At 62.3% G+C, this 16,013-nt stretch carries 14 protein-coding genes; 6 read left to right on the forward strand and 8 right to left on the reverse strand.

The annotated features are described in order from the left end of the window. Positions 1 to 36: 36 nt before the first annotated feature. Positions 37 to 2,271, reverse strand: a complete 2,235-nt coding sequence (locus LOY67_RS19790) for a DNA internalization-related competence protein ComEC/Rec2 (RefSeq protein ID WP_265064068.1) — start codon at positions 2,269 to 2,271, stop codon at positions 37 to 39. A 144-nt stretch (positions 2,272 to 2,415) separates the two neighbouring features. Here LOY67_RS19790 and LOY67_RS19795 point away from each other — a divergent pair, with 144 nt between their 5' ends. After that, complete coding sequence (locus tag LOY67_RS19795; RefSeq protein ID WP_265064069.1) at positions 2,416 to 2,931, forward strand: DUF2062 domain-containing protein; 516 nt, start codon at positions 2,416 to 2,418, stop codon at positions 2,929 to 2,931. 159 nt (positions 2,932 to 3,090) lie between these two features. Here the strand turns inward: LOY67_RS19795 and LOY67_RS19800 are convergent, their stop codons facing one another. The 4 genes from LOY67_RS19800 to LOY67_RS19815 form a co-directional block, all read right to left on the reverse strand. Then, positions 3,091 to 3,870, reverse strand: a complete 780-nt coding sequence (locus tag LOY67_RS19800; RefSeq protein WP_265064070.1) for an ABC transporter permease — start codon at positions 3,868 to 3,870, stop codon at positions 3,091 to 3,093. Then, complete coding sequence (locus LOY67_RS19805; protein ID WP_265064071.1) at positions 3,867 to 4,799, reverse strand: ABC transporter ATP-binding protein; 933 nt, start codon at positions 4,797 to 4,799, stop codon at positions 3,867 to 3,869. Before LOY67_RS19805 ends, LOY67_RS19800 begins: the two co-directional genes overlap by 4 nt. A 132-nt stretch (positions 4,800 to 4,931) precedes the next feature. Beyond that, entirely contained in the window at positions 4,932 to 5,555 is a 624-nt protein-coding gene (locus LOY67_RS19810; protein WP_265064072.1) for a glutathione S-transferase family protein, read from the reverse strand. Between the two features lie 267 nt (positions 5,556 to 5,822). Beyond that, positions 5,823 to 5,972: a hypothetical protein gene (locus tag LOY67_RS19815; protein ID WP_265064073.1), complete on the reverse strand. Its 150-nt coding sequence runs from the start codon at positions 5,970 to 5,972 to the stop codon at positions 5,823 to 5,825. Positions 5,973 to 5,984: 12 nt separating this feature from the next. Between LOY67_RS19815 and LOY67_RS19820 the strand changes: the two genes are divergently transcribed. The 5 genes from LOY67_RS19820 (at position 5,985) to LOY67_RS19840 (ending at position 11,714) form a co-directional block, all read left to right on the forward strand. Beyond that, complete coding sequence (locus LOY67_RS19820; RefSeq protein WP_265064074.1) at positions 5,985 to 8,432, forward strand: acyl-CoA dehydrogenase; 2,448 nt, start codon at positions 5,985 to 5,987, stop codon at positions 8,430 to 8,432. Between the two features lie 105 nt (positions 8,433 to 8,537). Further along, complete coding sequence (locus LOY67_RS19825; protein WP_024776930.1) at positions 8,538 to 8,945, forward strand: PA2817 family protein; 408 nt, start codon at positions 8,538 to 8,540, stop codon at positions 8,943 to 8,945. Between the two features lie 483 nt (positions 8,946 to 9,428). Beyond that, complete coding sequence (locus tag LOY67_RS19830) at positions 9,429 to 10,652, forward strand: type II and III secretion system protein family protein (RefSeq protein WP_265064075.1); 1,224 nt, start codon at positions 9,429 to 9,431, stop codon at positions 10,650 to 10,652. A 56-nt stretch (positions 10,653 to 10,708) separates the two neighbouring features. Then, positions 10,709 to 11,422, forward strand: a complete 714-nt coding sequence (locus tag LOY67_RS19835) for a tetratricopeptide repeat protein (RefSeq protein ID WP_265064076.1) — start codon at positions 10,709 to 10,711, stop codon at positions 11,420 to 11,422. 22 nt (positions 11,423 to 11,444) lie between these two features. Further along, positions 11,445 to 11,714 (forward strand): DUF3613 domain-containing protein, encoded by a 270-nt coding sequence (locus LOY67_RS19840; RefSeq protein WP_265064077.1) that lies wholly within the window; start codon positions 11,445 to 11,447, stop codon positions 11,712 to 11,714. Positions 11,715 to 12,592: 878 nt separating this feature from the next. On the opposite strand, the gene LOY67_RS19845 is transcribed toward LOY67_RS19840, so the two are convergent. From LOY67_RS19845 to LOY67_RS19855, 3 genes are read right to left on the reverse strand one after another with little or no spacing between them, the layout of a single operon-like run. Continuing rightward, the gene (locus tag LOY67_RS19845; protein WP_265064078.1) at positions 12,593 to 13,558 is read right to left on the reverse strand and encodes a type II secretion system F family protein; all 966 of its coding nucleotides are present in this window, start codon (positions 13,556 to 13,558) and stop codon (positions 12,593 to 12,595) included. 27 nt (positions 13,559 to 13,585) lie between these two features. Then, positions 13,586 to 14,572, reverse strand: a complete 987-nt coding sequence (locus tag LOY67_RS19850; RefSeq protein WP_265064079.1) for a type II secretion system F family protein — start codon at positions 14,570 to 14,572, stop codon at positions 13,586 to 13,588. Then, the gene (locus tag LOY67_RS19855; RefSeq protein ID WP_265064080.1) at positions 14,569 to 16,011 is read right to left on the reverse strand and encodes a CpaF family protein; all 1,443 of its coding nucleotides are present in this window, start codon (positions 16,009 to 16,011) and stop codon (positions 14,569 to 14,571) included. Before LOY67_RS19855 ends, LOY67_RS19850 begins: the two co-directional genes overlap by 4 nt. Positions 16,012 to 16,013: the final 2 nt, after the last annotated feature.

Below are 16,013 nucleotides of genomic sequence, written 5' to 3' on the forward strand. Positions count from 1 at the left end.
CCTCGCTTCGCTCGACAGCTCCTACAGGCTGGAATCTCATGGCTCCGCAGACGGCGGATTGCGCCAGTAGCGCCGATGGCCGGCCTGGGTATCCGGCAACTCGAAAGCCCCCAGTTGCAGACGAATGGCGCCCTGTTCGGCACTGTCGTAGATCGCCATGCCCAACCGTCGATACCGGGCCATCACGTGGGGATGGGGATGGCCGAACGCATTGCCCTGTCCCCGGGAAATCAACACCGAATGCGGCTTGAGGCGCGCCAGCAACGCCATCGACGATGAGCTGCGACTGCCATGATGAGGCGCGGCCAGCCATTGTGTCGGCACCGCCAGGGGACCGTCGAGCAGAGCGCGCTCGGCATGGCTGTCGATGTCGCCGGTCAACAGCAACCGCTCGCCGTTGGCCTCGACCCGTAGCACGCAGGATTTCTGGTTGCTTTCAAGGGCGGATGACCATTGCCACACTTCGAACCGGACGCCGTCCCATTCCCACTGTTCGCCGCTGTCGCAGGCGCCGGCCTGGAGTTCGGCGGGCAACGCGGCCGGATCGCCGCTGATCACCCGGGTCGTTGCCAGCCCGTTGCGCACGGCCTGGGCACCGCCGGCGTGATCGGCATCGGCATGGCTGAGGAGCATCAGGTCCAGCCCGCGCACACCCAGCTTGTGCAAGGTCGGCAGCACGACGCGCTCGCCTGCGTCGGCGTCGCCAAAGCGTGGCCCCGCATCATAGAGCAGGTTGTGATGACGGGTGCGCACCAGCACCGCCAGCCCCTGGCCAACGTCCAGTTGCCAGATTTCGGCTCGCCGGGGTGGCAACTCTTCCCGTGGCGCAAACACCATCAGCAGCAACATCGGCCAACCCAGCACACGCAGCGGCACGCCCTTGGGCAGCAACAGCACGAAAGCGCCGAGCGCAGCGATGCACCACGCCCACAGAGGGACCGGAACGGGGACCCAGGCCGGCATTCGCCCGGCCACCAGCGCGAGCCCCTTGAACAGCAGATCGAGCAATCCCCCGGCGATCCAGAGCAGCGCCTCACCGATGAACGGCACCGGCAGCAATACGGTGCCGAGCAATGCCGAGGGCAACACCAGCAGGCTGATCCAGGGCACCGCCAAAAGGTTCACCAGCGGCCCGCTGAGACTCACCGGCAAGCCCAGTATCAGCAGCAACGGGCACAGCCCGACCGCCACCAGCCACTGGGCGCGGGTCCAGGTTTGCCACCAGCGCCAGGGCCCCAGGCGGCCGCCGAAGGTGAACATCAGTACCGCGACCGCGGCAAATGATAGCCAGAACCCCGGTCGCAGGCTGGCCAAAGGATCGAACAACAGCACTCCATCGAAGGCCAGCAGCCACGCCCACCAGGGGTCAGGGTGCTTGAAACGCAAGCGCCACAGCAGCACCAGGCCGATCATCGCGCAGGCCCGCCGCACCGGGACTTCAAAACCGGCGAGCAAGCCGTAGCCCAACGCCGCGATGAAGGCCAGGGCGCAGGCCCAAGGTAACCACGGCAGACGCCCCGGCCACAGGCCATAACGCGCCGCACCGGCCACCAGCAGGTACACCAGGCCGGCGAGCAGGCCGATGTGCTGGCCGGAAATCACCAGCAGATGGACGGTGCCGGTGTCTTGCAACACCTGCCAGTCCTCGCGGCTCAGCCCGCCACCATCGCCCAAGACCAATGCCATCAGTGCACCGGAACGACCTTGGGCATCGACCTGCGCGAGTGCCTGGCGCACCCCGTCGCGCCAAGCGCCCTGGGCCGGTCGCAGGCGGTGTCCATCCTTGATCGTACCGGTCGCGCCGATGCCCCGACTCAACAGCCAGGCTTCATAGTCGAAACCGTGCGGGTTCAACAGCCCGGCGGGCCGCTTGAGCTTCACCGCCAATCGCCAACGCTCGCCACTGCTCACCGATGGCCCACCGAACCAGGCAAGGCGCATCGACGGCGGTAACCGGGTACGACGCGACTGGGTTTCGACCAATTCGAAACGCACCACGTCGTCGTTGTATTGCGGCAAGCCGATGACGCGCCCTTCGATCCAGCGGGTTTCGCCATCCAGCGCGGCAGGCAAGCGCTCGTCCAGCGCGGATTGCGCCGACAGGCAGGCCCAGGCCAGCCCCAACAGGAAAAAACCCAGTGGATAACTTCGAAACGGCAGCACCATCAGCGCCAGCATCGGCATCGCCGCAATCAGCCACAGCGGTGGCAGCGACGGAAAAAAAACCGGGGCCACCAGCCCCAGTGCAAGCGCGACCAACCCTATGCGCATAACCCGTCCTTGAGAGTCCCCTCTTCAGGCTTAGCCGGTCTGCGGCACCGTGGGCGTTATCAATTGTCACAAAGTCTGAATCTGCCGGACTTAGAATCCGGACATACTTGCCGCTTTATTGCTTTGAACCGACCGAGAAGCCTTATGCCCCGGCGCCTATTCAAACGTTACATGCCAGACCCAGCGAGCATTCGGGAACACAAGTCCTTACGTTTTCTCGGCACCCTCCTGCATGACCCCAACCTTTGGCACCTCAATCGCCACTCCGTGGCCCGGGCGATGGCGGTCGGCCTGTTCGCCGCTTTCCTTCCCATTCCCTTGCAAATGCTCCTGGCCGCAGCGCTGGCCATTGCGGTACGGGGCAACATTCCGATTGCGGTGAGCCTGGTCTGGCTGACCAATCCCATCACCATGCCGGCGGTGTTTTTCTGCACCTACCAGACCGGTGCCTGGCTGATGGACGTGCCTGCCCGGACGTTACCGGATGAACTCACCTGGGCGTGGATCACCGAGCAACTGTCCACCTTGTGGCGACCGTTCCTGCTGGGCTCGGTGGTGACCGGCCTGGTACTTGGCGTCCTGGCCTACTTCGTCACCATGAGCTATTGGCGCTGGTGGGTGGCCCGGCAGTGGCGGCGGCGCAAGAAAAGCCGGATGTGAGATACAGGAAGGCCTCCGTTATTGGAGGCCTTTTTTGCGGCGTATCTACGGCTAAACCAGATCAAGTGTGGGAGCGAGCCTGCTCGCGATGGCGTCGGATCATTCAGCTGTCTGCTGCTGACCCACCGCAATCGCGAGCAGGCTCGCTCCCACTGGGGCTTATGTACGCATCCCGCGGCCACTGACCAGCAGCCGGGCACAACCGATATAGAGCACCACGGTCGCCACCAGCATGAAGGTAATCGCCACGCTGATGCGGATGTCCGAAACCCCGAGGATGCCGTAGCGGAAGGCGTTGACCATGTGCAGCACCGGGTTGGCCAGGGACACGGTCTGCCAGAACGGCGGCAGCAGGGAAATGGAGTAGAACACCCCGCCCAGGTACGTCAGCGGCGTGAGCACGAACGTCGGGATGATGGAGATGTCATCGAAGTTGCGCGCAAATACGGCGTTGATGAAACCCAGCAGCGAAAAGATCGTCGCCGTGAGCACCACCACCAGTACCGTCACGCCCAGGTGATGCACCTGCAGATGGGTGAAGAACAGCGACAGCAAGGTCACGATCAGGCCCACCGCCAGGCCGCGCAACACACCGCCCAGGGTGTAGCCGATGAGGATCGTGTGGGGCGAAACCGGCGAAACCATCAATTCTTCGATGGAGCGCTGGAACTTGCTGCCGAAGAAGCTCGACACCACGTTGCCATAGGAGTTGGTGATCACCGACATCATGATCAGCCCCGGCACGATGTAGTCCATGTACGTGAAGCCGCCCATGTCGCCGATCTGCCGGCCGATCAGGTTGCCGAAAATCACGAAGTACAAAACCATGGTGATGGCCGGCGGCAGCAAGGTCTGTGGCCAGATCCTCATGAAGCGCCGGACTTCGCGGTAAACGATGGTATTGAGGGCGATGAGGTTGGCGCGCAGTTCGGAACTCATACCGCCACCTTCGCCAGGTTTTTCTCCACCAGGGACACGAACAACTCCTCGAGGCGATTGGTCTTGTTGCGCAGGCTCTGCACTTCGATGTTCTGCAGGGCCAGTTGAGTGAACAACCCGGTGATGCCGACGGTTTTATCCACCTGGACTTCCAGGGTGTGATGGTCCACCAGTCGGGAGGGATAGCCGATCAACTGAGGGGCCGCCTTCAGGTCGCCCTTCAGGTCCAGCAGGAACGTCTCCACGTGCAGTTGGCTGAGCAATTGCCGCATGCTGGTGTTCTCGACGATGGTGCCGTGGTCGATGATGCCGATGTTGCGGCACAGCTGTTCGGCCTCTTCCAGGTAATGGGTGGTGAGGATGATGGTGATGCCTTTCTGGTTCAGCTCGGTCAGGAAGGTCCACATCGAACGACGCAACTCGATGTCCACGCCCGCGGTCGGTTCGTCGAGGATCAGCAGGCGCGGCTCATGCACCAGTGCGCGGGCGATCATCAACCGGCGCTTCATGCCGCCGGACAACGAACGGGACGGCACGTCACGCTTGTCCCACAACCCCAACTGGGTCAGGTACTGCTCGGCGCGCTCGTTGGCGATCTTCGGCGGGATGCCGTAGTAACCGGCCTGGGTCACGACGATATCGAAGGTCTTTTCGAACTGGTTGAAATTGAACTCCTGGGGCACCACGCCGATGCAGCGCTTGAGCGCCGCCGGCTCGCGGTCCAGGTCATGGCCGAAGATATTCACCGTGCCGCTGGTCTTGTTCACCAGGGTGGAAAGAATGCCGATGGTGGTGGATTTGCCGGCACCGTTGGGGCCGAGCAAGGCGAAGAAATCACCTTCGGCGACGTCCAGATCGATACCACTCAGGGCCTGGAAACCGTTGCCGTAGGTTTTGGTTAGCTGCCGGATGGACAGAGCGGAACTCATATCGGATTACGCACCAAGAAGGGAGGAAAGAAGTACATGAGGGTGAGCGGCGAGCAATACAACCACGGCGCACGGAAGCCATGGTGCTTGGCGTCGCCGCACAAGTACAGTCACCCACGTTGATAGTAAGTATTAAGTCAACGCGGTCATGACGGCCTTGCGGTACGCCGGACGCTGCTGCAGCCGCCGGTACCAGGCTTCGAGATGCGGCTGTGGCGCCCGCTCGATGGGCATTTCGAGCCAGGCATAAATGAAACAGCCCAGGGGAATGTCACCCATGCCGATGTCCTCGCCCGAGAGGTAGGGCTGTTCGCTCAAGGCCTGGTCTGCCATTGCCAGCAAGCCTTCGCATTCCTTGATTGCGGCATGGATGGCGGGCCAGTCCTGCTGCTCGGCTGGCGTGCGCAGGACACCCCAGAACACAGTGCGAAACGGCCCGGCAAAGGACGACGTGGTCCAGTCCATCCATTTGTCGGCCGTGGCCCGTGCCTGGGGATCGGTCGGGTACCAGGCTGAACCGGGCGCATGACGCGCCAGCAGATAACGCACGATGGTATTGGATTCCCACAACACGAAACCGTCGTCTTCGATCATGGGAACGCGGCCGTTGGGGTTCTTCGCCCGGTACTCCGGCGTGTCCACCACACCGAATGCGCCGCCCGCATCGATGGCCTCGAAGGCCAGCCCCAGCTCTTCGGCGCACCACAGCGCCTTGCGGACATTCGATGAATTCTTCCGGCCCCAGATCTTCAGCATCACGGTTTCCCTCAGTGAATAAGTGCCGCAGCAGCATACGCCGGATCGGTCGCGACTCAAATCGTCATACCCGGAGACCGGACCGATCCTTATCTTCACACCGCCCCGCTGGGGCACACCTGTAGGAGCTGTCGAGTGCAACGAGGCTGCGATCTTTCCACTGCCCGTCAAGTCTTGAGCGAAAAGATCAAAAGATCGCAGGCTTCGCCAGCTCCTACACTGCCCTTGCCAGTAATAACGCCATTTCCGCCAAACAACGACGCTTTCTCACTTTGGCAACGAACCATTTCCCACGATTGTTGCCAACCAGACTGGCGCAATACATCCGGGGTTTCCCACGAAATCAATCACATTGCGCTGACCGCCGCTTTTACAGATGCCGTCTAAGCTCTGTGGGTCGGTTTTGCCCTGGTTCACGGAGGACTCCTTATGCTGTTGTTGTGGATACTGGTTCTGGTCGTCGGGACAGCCTGGCTGGCGCATCGGCGCACCGCCCCGCTGCCCGCGCTGGGTATCGTCGCGGTCTACCTGCTGGCGATGGGCATATTCAGCCATGCACCCGGCTGGCTGATGCTGATCCTCTGGGTCGTGCTCGGTGCCATCGCGGCCCCCTTGCTGCTGCCGGACCTGCGCCGCAAGTACTTCAGCGCACCGATGTTCGACTGGTTCCAGAAGACCCTGCCGCCCATGTCGGAGACGGAGCGCGATGCCATCGACGCCGGCACGGTGTGGTGGGATGGCGAGCTGTTCAGCGGCCGCCCGGATTGGGACCTGTTACTGGCCTACCCCAAGGTGCAACTGACTGAAGAGGAGCAGGCGTTCCTCGACGGTCCCACCGAGGAACTCTGCGCCATGGTCAGCGACTGGCAGATCGGCCAGGCCATGGACCTGCCGCCCGAAGCCTGGGCGCACATCAAGGAACACGGGTTCTTCGCGCTGATCATTCCGAAGGAATACGGCGGCAAGGGCTTCTCGGCCTATGCCCATTCCCAGGTAGCGATGAAACTGGCCACCCGCAGCGGCGACCTGGCCTCCACGGTGATGGTCCCCAACTCCCTCGGCCCGGCGGAGCTGCTGCTGCACTATGGCACCGACGAACAACGCGACCATTACCTGCCTCGCCTGGCCCGTGGCGACGATATTCCATGCTTCGCCCTGACCGGGCCCCTGGCCGGTTCCGACGCCGGGGCGATGCCCGACTCAGGCATCATCTGCAAGGGTGAATGGCAAGGCGAGGAAACCCTGGGCCTGCGCCTGAACTGGGAAAAGCGCTACATCACCCTCGGCCCCGTGGCCACCCTCCTCGGCCTGGCCTTCAAGGCCTACGATCCCGACCATTTGCTGGGGGACGAAGAAGACCTGGGCATCAGCCTTGCCCTGATCCCCACCGACACTCCCGGTGTTCATATCGGCCGGCGTCACCTGCCCCTCGGCGCGGCGTTCATGAACGGGCCGAACTGGGGCAAGGACGTGTTCATCCCATTGGACTTCCTCATCGGCGGCCAACCCATGCTCGGCAAGGGCTGGATGATGCTGATGAACTGCCTGTCGGTCGGCCGTTCGATTTCCTTGCCGGCGGTGGGCACCGGGGCGGCGAAGTTCACCAGCCTGGTGACCGGCCAGTACGCCCAGGTGCGAGAACAGTTCAACGTACCGTTGTCCGCCTTTGAAGGCATCCAGGAAGCCATGGCGCGTATCGGTGGCAACGCCTGGATGATGGACGCCGCCCGCATGCTCACCGCCAACGCGGTGGACCTGGGGGAAAAGCCCTCGGTGCTGTCGGCGATCCTCAAGTACCACCTGACCGAGCGCGGCCGCGAGTGCATCAGCCACGCCATGGACGTGCACGGCGGCAAAGGCATCATCATGGGCCCGAACAACTACCTGGGGCGCAATTGGCAAGGCGCGCCGATCTTCATCACCGTGGAAGGCGCGAACATCCTGTCGCGCAACCTGATGATCTTCGGCCAGGGAGCGATCCGCTGCCATCCGTTCGTGCTCAAGGAGATGGCCCTGGCGACACGCGAAGACAAGGACCAGGCGCTGGTCGAGTTCGACGGTTTGTTGCTCAAGCACATCGGCTTCGCCATCAGTAATGCAGCCAGCACCCTGGTGCTGAACCTGGGCCTGGGGCATTTCGAAAGCGCGCCCGGCAACGCCCTGAGCCAGGGCTACTTCCGTGCGCTCAATCGACAGGCAGCGGCATTTGCCCTGCTGGCGGACCTGAGCATGATGCTGCTGGGTGGTGAACTCAAACGTCGCGAACGCCTGTCGGCGCGTCTGGGCGATGTACTGAGCAACCTCTACCTGGCCTCGGCAGCGCTCAAGCGCTATCACGACCTGGATTCGCCGGACCACATGGCGCCGCTGTTCACCTGGGCCATGGAGGAAAGCCTCGGTCAGTCGGAGCGTGCCCTGGACGAATTGCTGGGCAATTTCCCGAACCGGCTGCTCGGTGGCCTGCTGCGCTGCGTGGTGTTTCCCTTCGGCCGTCGCCACAAGGGGCCGAGCGACAGGTTGGACGCAGAAGTCGCGGCGGTGATCGGCCGGGCCAAAGGCGACCCGACCCTCGAAGAGTTGCTGCAAGGCTGCTATCGCCCGTACTCGGTCGACGACCCGGTCGGCGCCCTGCAACATGCCGCCGACCTGCTGATGGCCGCCCAGCCATTGCAGAAAAAACTGCACACTGCGCTCAAACACGGTCAGCTCAAGCCGGTTCCTGGTGAACACCTCATCGATACGGCCCTGGAAGCCGGTGTGTTACAGGCCGGTGAAGCCCAGACACTGCACGCGGCCGAAACGGCACGGCGCAAGGTGATCGACGTGGATGATTTCGGCAAAGAGGCGCTGACACTGGCCGAGGGCAAGATTCGTTGATTGTGCGGCGGTGATTGCTGGGCTCCATGCTGACCCACGGCCATGTAAAAACCGGCGCGGGCGCTTTATACTCCCGCGCCCGTTTTGCTCTTGAGGACTTATCTCGTGTCCAATGTCGTTGCCGATCACCTTGTCTTGCTTGACCACTTGCGCAGCATCCTGGTCGCCGTAGGTGAGGCCGAACAGGTTCCCGAAGAAAGCCATGCGCTGTTCCTGGAGCGCTTCGACGAGTTGCGGGCGCAACTGCCCGTCGACCCGATCGAAAGCCAATACCTGGGCCAGGACCTCCTCTGCCAGGTGATCGTCCGTTATCCACAGATCGCTCACCTGGTACCCCGCGACCTGCTGTGGTACTTCGGGGGTGACTGCCTGCACTACATGCCCGACGAGGAAATCGACCTGTACCAGGCTCTTGAAGAACGTCGCTTCGAAGCTGAACAGAACGATGAGCCTTTCGACTGGAACCAGGAAAAGCAGTTGCTGGCGATGTCGGATCAGGACAGCAAGCACTGATTGCGATCAGTCTCACACAAAGGCCCGCACAGTTAATCCTGCGGGCCTTTTTTTCAGGGCCAAGTGGGAGGGTTCTGGGGAGAGCGAAACACTGTGGGAGCGAGCTTGCTCGCGAAAGCGATCCGTCAGGCGACTCTACATTGGCCGGTAGTCTGCCTTCGCGAGCAAGCTCGCTCCCACAGGGCCTGCGCGCCGAGAAAGACAGTTTATTGACGCACCTTTCGACATAATTTTCACCTCCGCCACTTTTCAGACGTTTTTTTCATTTTCGGCGTGGCGCTTTGCCATGGGTGGGCTACCGTCAATCAGAAGCGAGCACGCTGACCGGCAAATCGCCTCTCAGGCGAGCTGTTCCTGTCAGTCGCCGCTCGACAGCCCGGGCTTATTTCCGGGCAGTGAAATGGGGGGTTAGCCCCGGACCCCATAAATGATCCGAGGCAACTGGTTAAGTCTAGGGACGGCCTGTCTGTCGAGGAGCATTCTATGAGCTATCGTACCGCGCCCGCTTTAAAACACCTTCTCCATGGCCTGTTCCTGATGGGCCTTGGCCTGGATGCGGCGCAAGCCGCAGCCAGCAATTGTTCGCAACTGGACAGTTTGCCGGCGACCTTCGAGGTCGGCCAGGGGCTCCAGAACGAGTTGCGCATCCTGGCCCCCGTGACGAAACTCGCGGTGGGCGACCCGAAAATCGCCGACGTGCAGCCCAGTGGCAACGACGCGTTCATCCTCACAGGCATAGCGCCGGGCGCTACCAGCCTGATGGTCTGGACGGCGTGTTCGAAGATACCCCGCCAGAGCATGATCTTCGTCAAGGGCAGGGCCACCGAGGCGCTGACCAGTGCTGCGACCGTGCCCTCCGAAGACCCGATGCTACTCGCCCAGGTGCAGACCGACATCCGTTTCGTCGAGGTCAGCCGGACCAAACTCAAGGAAGCCTCGACTTCGATCTTCGGCAGCCGTGGCAACTTCCAGTTCGGCGCACCGAGAACCCTGCCCACCATTGGTGGCGTGGTCCGGCCTTCATTGCCGGTCAATAACGACATGTTCAACCTGTCCTTCGCCACCGGACAGACCTTGCTGATGATCAATGCACTGGAAGGCAGCGGCTTTGCCTATACCCTGGCGCGGCCGAGCCTGGTGGCCCTCAGCGGACAGAGCGCAAGCTTCCTGGCCGGCGGCGAGGTACCGATTCCGGTGCCCAGTGCCGGCAGCGACAACGTGTCCATCGAGTACAAGGAATTCGGTATTCGCCTGACCCTGACACCGACGGTCATCGGTAAAAGCCGCATCGCCCTGAAGGTCGCCCCGGAAGTCAGTGAGCTGGACTTCACCAACGCCGTGAACATCGCCGGCACGCTGGTCCCCGCGCTTACTGTGCGCCGCACCGATACCAGCATTGCCTTGGCCGACGGCGAAAGCTTCGTCATCAGCGGCCTGATCAGCACGCGCAATGCGTCCCAGGTGAACAAGTTTCCCGGCCTGGGTGATATTCCGATTCTCGGTGCGTTCTTCCGCGACCACTCCATCGACCGTGAAGAGCGGGAACTGCTGATGATCGTCACACCGCACCTGGTCCAACCTCTGGCCGCCAATGCGCAACTGCCGACATTACCGGGCGAACAGCTGCGCAACTACGACCCGAACTTCTACCGCATGTACTTCCTCGAACACGGCGAGTTCGACAACCGTAGCGGGCTGTCCCAATGAGCCGGCGCCTGATGTGCAAGGGGTCGGGGGCTCAGCCTGGGGTCGGAGGACATTCCATGAAAGCAGTGATCGCGATAACGGCGACCTTGATACTCGCCGGTTGTGCCAGTAACGGGGTGGTGGCTTCCCGTCCGTCCAGTTGCGCCAAGCCCGGATCCGACCAGGAACTGGCCCTGAACCTGGCGGACGACATGGCCAATGATGGGCGTCTGTACGCCGCCTTGGCGAACCTGGAAGGTTTACCCGAAGACCTGGTCCAGGTCCGCCTGCGCAAGGCCCGAGTGCTGCGCCTGATGGGACGCAACGAGGCGGAGCCGTTGTACAAGAGCCTGCTCGGGACCTGCCTGGCCGCTGATGGAGAACATGGCCTCGGCCAACTGGCCGCCGCCAAGAATGACAACGCCAGCGCCACAGAGCACCTGGAACGCGCAGCGAAAATGGCCCCGACCGAAGGAAAAATCCGCAACGACCTGGGTGTCGTCTACCTGAACCAACGCCGGATCCCTGAAGCGCGCTTCGAGTTCATGACCGCCATGGAGCTCAGACAAGCGGACTCCCTGGCCGCCCTCAATATGGTGACGTTGCTGATCTACCAGGACAACTGGAAGCAAGCCGCCGAACTCGCGAGCATGGCCAAGTTGAGCCCCGCACAAGTGGCGGATGCCCAGGCCCGCGCGGAGAAGATCAGGGGCTCGGCCACCAAGACGGGAACGACACCGGCAGACCGTTCGAATGAGGTAGTCGATGCCTCAGCCAGCGCGGCCAAGTAGAGCGTTACGAGGAGTCCAAGAGATGAAAACGAAACAGCTGTTGATCGTCTGCATCGCATGCCTGTCCACCTCCGCCTGGGCAATCGAGCCGGGGCCCTCTTCGGCCGCGCAACAAGGCACCGAAAGCTGGATGCAATTGCAGATTCGCGGTGTGGTAGCGTCCACCAACCTGCAAACCGCCTCCGCCGCCGAGCGTGAAATGGCCATGCAGCGCTGGCTCAATAGTTTCAACTATCCGATTCCGGAGTTCTTTGACCAGGATTCGGGAGGAGAAATCGGCAGCAGCAAATGAGTCACCCTGGAAACAAAAGATCGTCCGAAGGCTTTGCTGCTTTCGGACGATTTTTTTACGCCACCAGGCCTGTGGGAGCGAGCTTGCTCGCGATGGCGTCGGCACATTCAACACTTGCGTGACAGACGTTCCGCTATCGCGAGCAGGCTCGCTCCCACAATGAGATTGGGGTATGGCCGGAGAGATAGGTCGGCTGTATGACCGCCTTCGCGAGCAAGCCCGCTCCCACAGGGGATTGACGGTCAGATGCAGAAAGTGGATTCAGCCGTGGGCAATGTGGGAGCGAGCCTGCTCGCGATGCGGTCTGTCAGTCAGCATTGATGGCGACTGATCGGACGCCATCGCGAGCAGGCTCGCTCCCACAGGTGGATCAAGGTACAACCGGGAGAACAGGCCGGCTGTTAGGCCGCCTTCGCGAGCAAGCTCGCTCCCACAATGGGATTGGCATACACCCGAAAGAGACAGGTCGGCTGTCAGGCCGCCTTCGCGGGCAAGCCCGCACACAGTGGATTGGCGTACACCCGAAAGAGCCAGGCCGGCTGTAAGGCCGCCTCGCGAGCTTTTGATCTTGGGGCCCCGTTAACCACGCTGGCCGAACGCAGGTATTGCGTAGTGGGCATCCCGGCATGGATGCCGGGATAGCCGCGCTGGGCCATGGATGGCCCTTCGCGGCGGCCCATGGAGCAATGCCTGCGTTCGGGCACACCGAGCCTAGGCGAGGTGCCGAGTGGTGGGGCAAAGCGTTTTTGGTTACTTTTGGCGCTCTTCCAAAAGTGACACGCCGTAAGGGCGGAACCGCCAGCCGCCGTTACCGCAGAAACGGATATGTACTCAGCCCAAAACAAATAGGCCGGCTATAAGGCCGCCTCGTCACGAAACTACATATTTCCGAAAGCCCTGAACACCCCAATCATGGCCGGCCCAATCGCAACCAGAAAAAAACTCGGCCACAGACAGAAGATCAGCGGGAAAATCAGCTTGGTACCAATCTTCGCCCCCATCTCCTCGGCAGCCTGGGTACGCCGGTCACGGAACTCATCGGCGTAGATACGCAAGGTGTCGGCCACGCTGGTGCCGAAGCGGATGCTCTGCGCCAACAGACTGACCAACCCCTGGATGTCCTCCAGGCCCGTGCGCATGGCCAGTTGCCGGAGCGCCTCGGTGCTGGTGATGCCCGCGCGGATCTGCGCATTCACCAGCGCCAACTCCTCGGCCAGCTCAACCTGGCTGACCGCCATTTCCTCCGCCACCCGCTCGATGGTCGTAGGCAAGGCCAGGCCCGACTCGACGCACACCACCATCAGGTCCAGCGCATCCGGGAAAGCGGCGCGCAACCGGGCCTGGCGCGCCTGCTTGCGCTTGCCGACATAGAGCGCCGGCAGCAGCCAACCGACGCCCACCATCATGATCACCCCAAGCAGGCCGATGATCACCGGCACCTTGATCAGCGGCAGCGCCATCAACGCCAGGCCGAGCAGCACCAACGGCAACATCAGGCGCACGGCCCAGTACATCTGCACCGCCGACGCCGAGCGGTAACCGGCGTGCGTCAACAAAGTCTGAGTGGCGGACGTCTGGTTCGGGTCGACCGAGGCAAAGCGCTGGCCGATCCGCTCCAGCAGCAATTGCAGGTTACCGGGCGCGTCATGCCCCGCCGCGCTACCCGAATAGCCCCGCTTGATCAGCGCCAGGCGCCGCTGGACCGGGTCCTGCAACCCCAGCATCAACAACAGTAAGGCGGCTATCGTCAGCACCGTACTGAACCCGATCGCAGTGACGAACAGCAGGCGAGCCAACGCTTCATTCCCGGTAAACCGACTGAGTAATCCGAGCAGAAAATCCATGATTGATACCCCGCGGCAAGACAGCGTTCAAACCTGGATCCGGATGATCTTCCGTATCCAGAAAATCCCGATCAACATGGCGCAGAACGCACCGATGATCAGCTTGTGGCCTATGGGATCGTTGATCAGCACAGGCATGTAGCTGGGGCTCGTGAGCACGATGGCAATCGCCAGCACGAAAGGAATCGCCACCAGCACCCAGGCCGACATGCGCCCTTCCGCCGACAGGGTCCTGATCTTGCGCTGGAAGCGAAAACGCCCACGGATCAACCGGCTCAGGCGCTCAAGCACCTCGGTCAGGTTGCCGCCGGTTTCGCGGTGGATGAGGATCGATGTCACCAGCATCATCACCGTCATGCTCGGCATGCGTTCCAACAGGCCGAGCATGGCCCGGCGCACGTCGTTGCCGTAGTTGATGTCAGCGAAGGTCATGCCGAACTCGTGGGCCACCGGGCCCTTGTGCTCATCGGCCACCAGCCGCAGGGTTTCGTTGAACGGGTGACCGGCGCGCAGGGCCCGGCACATGGCGTCCAGTGCATCCGGCAAACCTTCCTCGAACGCCGCGAAACGCTTGCTGCGATCACGGAGGATTTTCAGCACCGGCAGCCAGAACAGCGCAAAGGCCGCCAACAATGCCAGCCACCAGATCGGCGAAACCATCAGCACCAAGGCAGCGGCCGCCACGCCCAGGACCAGCCCGAGCAGCATCACCCGATAGGCCCGGTACTCATGGCCGGCCTGTTCGATCAGCTGTGTCAGATTGGCCATGAACGGCAACTGCTCGAGCCGGGCCTCCAGGGGAGACAGGCGCGTCAGGTATTTCTGCCGCAACACGGTTTGCATATTGGGCAGGTGGTTGGCCTTCTCCAGCACATGCAGGCGCCCGCGAATACGCTTGCGCATCTTGCCGGCTTCGCCGAACACCGGCACCACCACGCCCTGGGACAGCAGGAAAACGGCAATGAACACCATGCCCAGGAAAATCAGGATGAATTCGGCAGGGATATTGTTCATGACGACCTGGCCTCCATCCACTCAGGGCGAAACAGCGTCAGCGGCAATTCGATGCCGCGCTTGGCCAGTACATCGCGAAAGGCCGGGATCATGCCGTTGGGCCGATATTCGCCAAGCACCTCGCCGTTTTCGCCGATGCCCTGGCGTGCAAAACAGAAGATTTCGGTCATGGTGATGACCTCTCCTTCCATGCCGTTGATCTCCTGGATGCTCACCACGCGTCGCTTGCCATCTTCTTGACGCTCTAGTTGGATGACCACATCGATGGCCGAGGCAATTTGTTGACGCATCGCCTTGATCGGAAAAGTCGCGCCGGTCATCGACACCATGTTCTCGATTCGCCCCAGTGCATCCCGTGCGGTGTTGGCGTGGATGGTGGTCAGGGAACCGTCGTGACCGGTGTTCATGGCGGTGAGCATGTCCAGCGCCTCGGCACCGCGCACCTCGCCAATGACGATCCGGTCCGGGCGCATCCGCAGGCTGTTGCGCACCAGTTCCCGCTGGCTCACCTCGCCGCGTCCTTCGATGTTCGAAGGCCGGGTTTCCAGGCGCACCACATGGGGCTGCTGCAGTTGCAGTTCGGCCGAATCCTCGATGGTGACGATGCGTTCGTTATGGGGAATGAAACTGGACAGCACATTGAGCATGGTGGTCTTGCCGCTGCCGGTCCCGCCGGAAATCAGCACGTTCAGGCGCCCGCGCACGATGGCCTTGAGCAACAGGGCAATGGCCGGAGTCATGGTGCCCACCTGGATCAGGCTGTCGGTGTTGAGCAGGTCCACCGCGAAGCGTCGGATCGACATGCTCGGACCGTCGATGGCCAGCGGCGGGATGATCGCGTTGACCCGCGAGCCGTCCTTGAGCCGGGCGTCCACCAGCGGCGAAGACTCGTCGATGCGCCGCCCCAGGCTGGAGACGATGCGGTCGATGATGTTCAGCAGGTGCTGGTCGTCACGAAAGCGCACGTCGGTGCGTTGCAGCTTGCCGAAGCGCTCGACGTAGACCGAGGCAAACCCGTTGACCAGGATGTCCGACACGCTGTGGTCGGCCAGCAACGGCTCCAGCGGGCCAAGGCCCAGCACCTCGTCGGTGATCTGCTTGATGATCAACTGACGACTGGCGGTGCTCACCGGTGCCGAGTGTTCGTCGAGCAGGCGCTGGCAGATATCGCGAATCTGCCGCGAGGCCTCGACCTGTTCGAGGGCATCGAGCAGGGACAGGTCCATGACCTTGAGCAACTGCTGGTAGATCTTTTCCCGCCACTCGGCTTCCACCGGCGTGACCTGGCTGCGGGTTTCGTAGAGCACATCCGGGACAGCCTGTTCCCAGGCCATCAGTTCCTCTGTCGAATCCGGCTGGCCATCGCCGTGCAGGGGAGACACTGAAGCACCGGGTTTACCGGACTGTTTGCGCAAGCGGTTGCGGAAATCGCTGATCATGG

Source organism: Pseudomonas sp. B21-056 (genome assembly GCF_026016325.1).
Taxonomy (GTDB): Bacteria; Pseudomonadota; Gammaproteobacteria; order Pseudomonadales; family Pseudomonadaceae; genus Aquipseudomonas.

What these genes read in the sequence shown, in the direction of transcription:
- LOY67_RS19790 (WP_265064068.1), bottom strand. Translation starts at nt 2,271, where the DNA reads ATGCGCATAGGGTTGGTCGCGCTTGCACTGGGGCTGGTGGCCCCGGTT.
- LOY67_RS19795 (WP_265064069.1), top strand. Translation starts at nt 2,416, where the DNA reads ATGCCCCGGCGCCTATTCAAACGTTACATGCCAGACCCAGCGAGCATT.
- LOY67_RS19800 (WP_265064070.1), bottom strand. Translation starts at nt 3,870, where the DNA reads ATGAGTTCCGAACTGCGCGCCAACCTCATCGCCCTCAATACCATCGTT.
- LOY67_RS19805 (WP_265064071.1), bottom strand. Translation starts at nt 4,799, where the DNA reads ATGAGTTCCGCTCTGTCCATCCGGCAGCTAACCAAAACCTACGGCAAC.
- LOY67_RS19810 (WP_265064072.1), bottom strand. Translation starts at nt 5,555, where the DNA reads ATGCTGAAGATCTGGGGCCGGAAGAATTCATCGAATGTCCGCAAGGCG.
- LOY67_RS19820 (WP_265064074.1), top strand. Translation starts at nt 5,985, where the DNA reads ATGCTGTTGTTGTGGATACTGGTTCTGGTCGTCGGGACAGCCTGGCTG.
- LOY67_RS19830 (WP_265064075.1), top strand. Translation starts at nt 9,429, where the DNA reads ATGAGCTATCGTACCGCGCCCGCTTTAAAACACCTTCTCCATGGCCTG.
- LOY67_RS19835 (WP_265064076.1), top strand. Translation starts at nt 10,709, where the DNA reads ATGAAAGCAGTGATCGCGATAACGGCGACCTTGATACTCGCCGGTTGT.
- LOY67_RS19840 (WP_265064077.1), top strand. Translation starts at nt 11,445, where the DNA reads ATGAAAACGAAACAGCTGTTGATCGTCTGCATCGCATGCCTGTCCACC.
- LOY67_RS19845 (WP_265064078.1), bottom strand. Translation starts at nt 13,558, where the DNA reads ATGGATTTTCTGCTCGGATTACTCAGTCGGTTTACCGGGAATGAAGCG.
- LOY67_RS19850 (WP_265064079.1), bottom strand. Translation starts at nt 14,572, where the DNA reads ATGAACAATATCCCTGCCGAATTCATCCTGATTTTCCTGGGCATGGTG.
- LOY67_RS19855 (WP_265064080.1), bottom strand. Translation starts at nt 16,011, where the DNA reads ATGATCAGCGATTTCCGCAACCGCTTGCGCAAACAGTCCGGTAAACCC.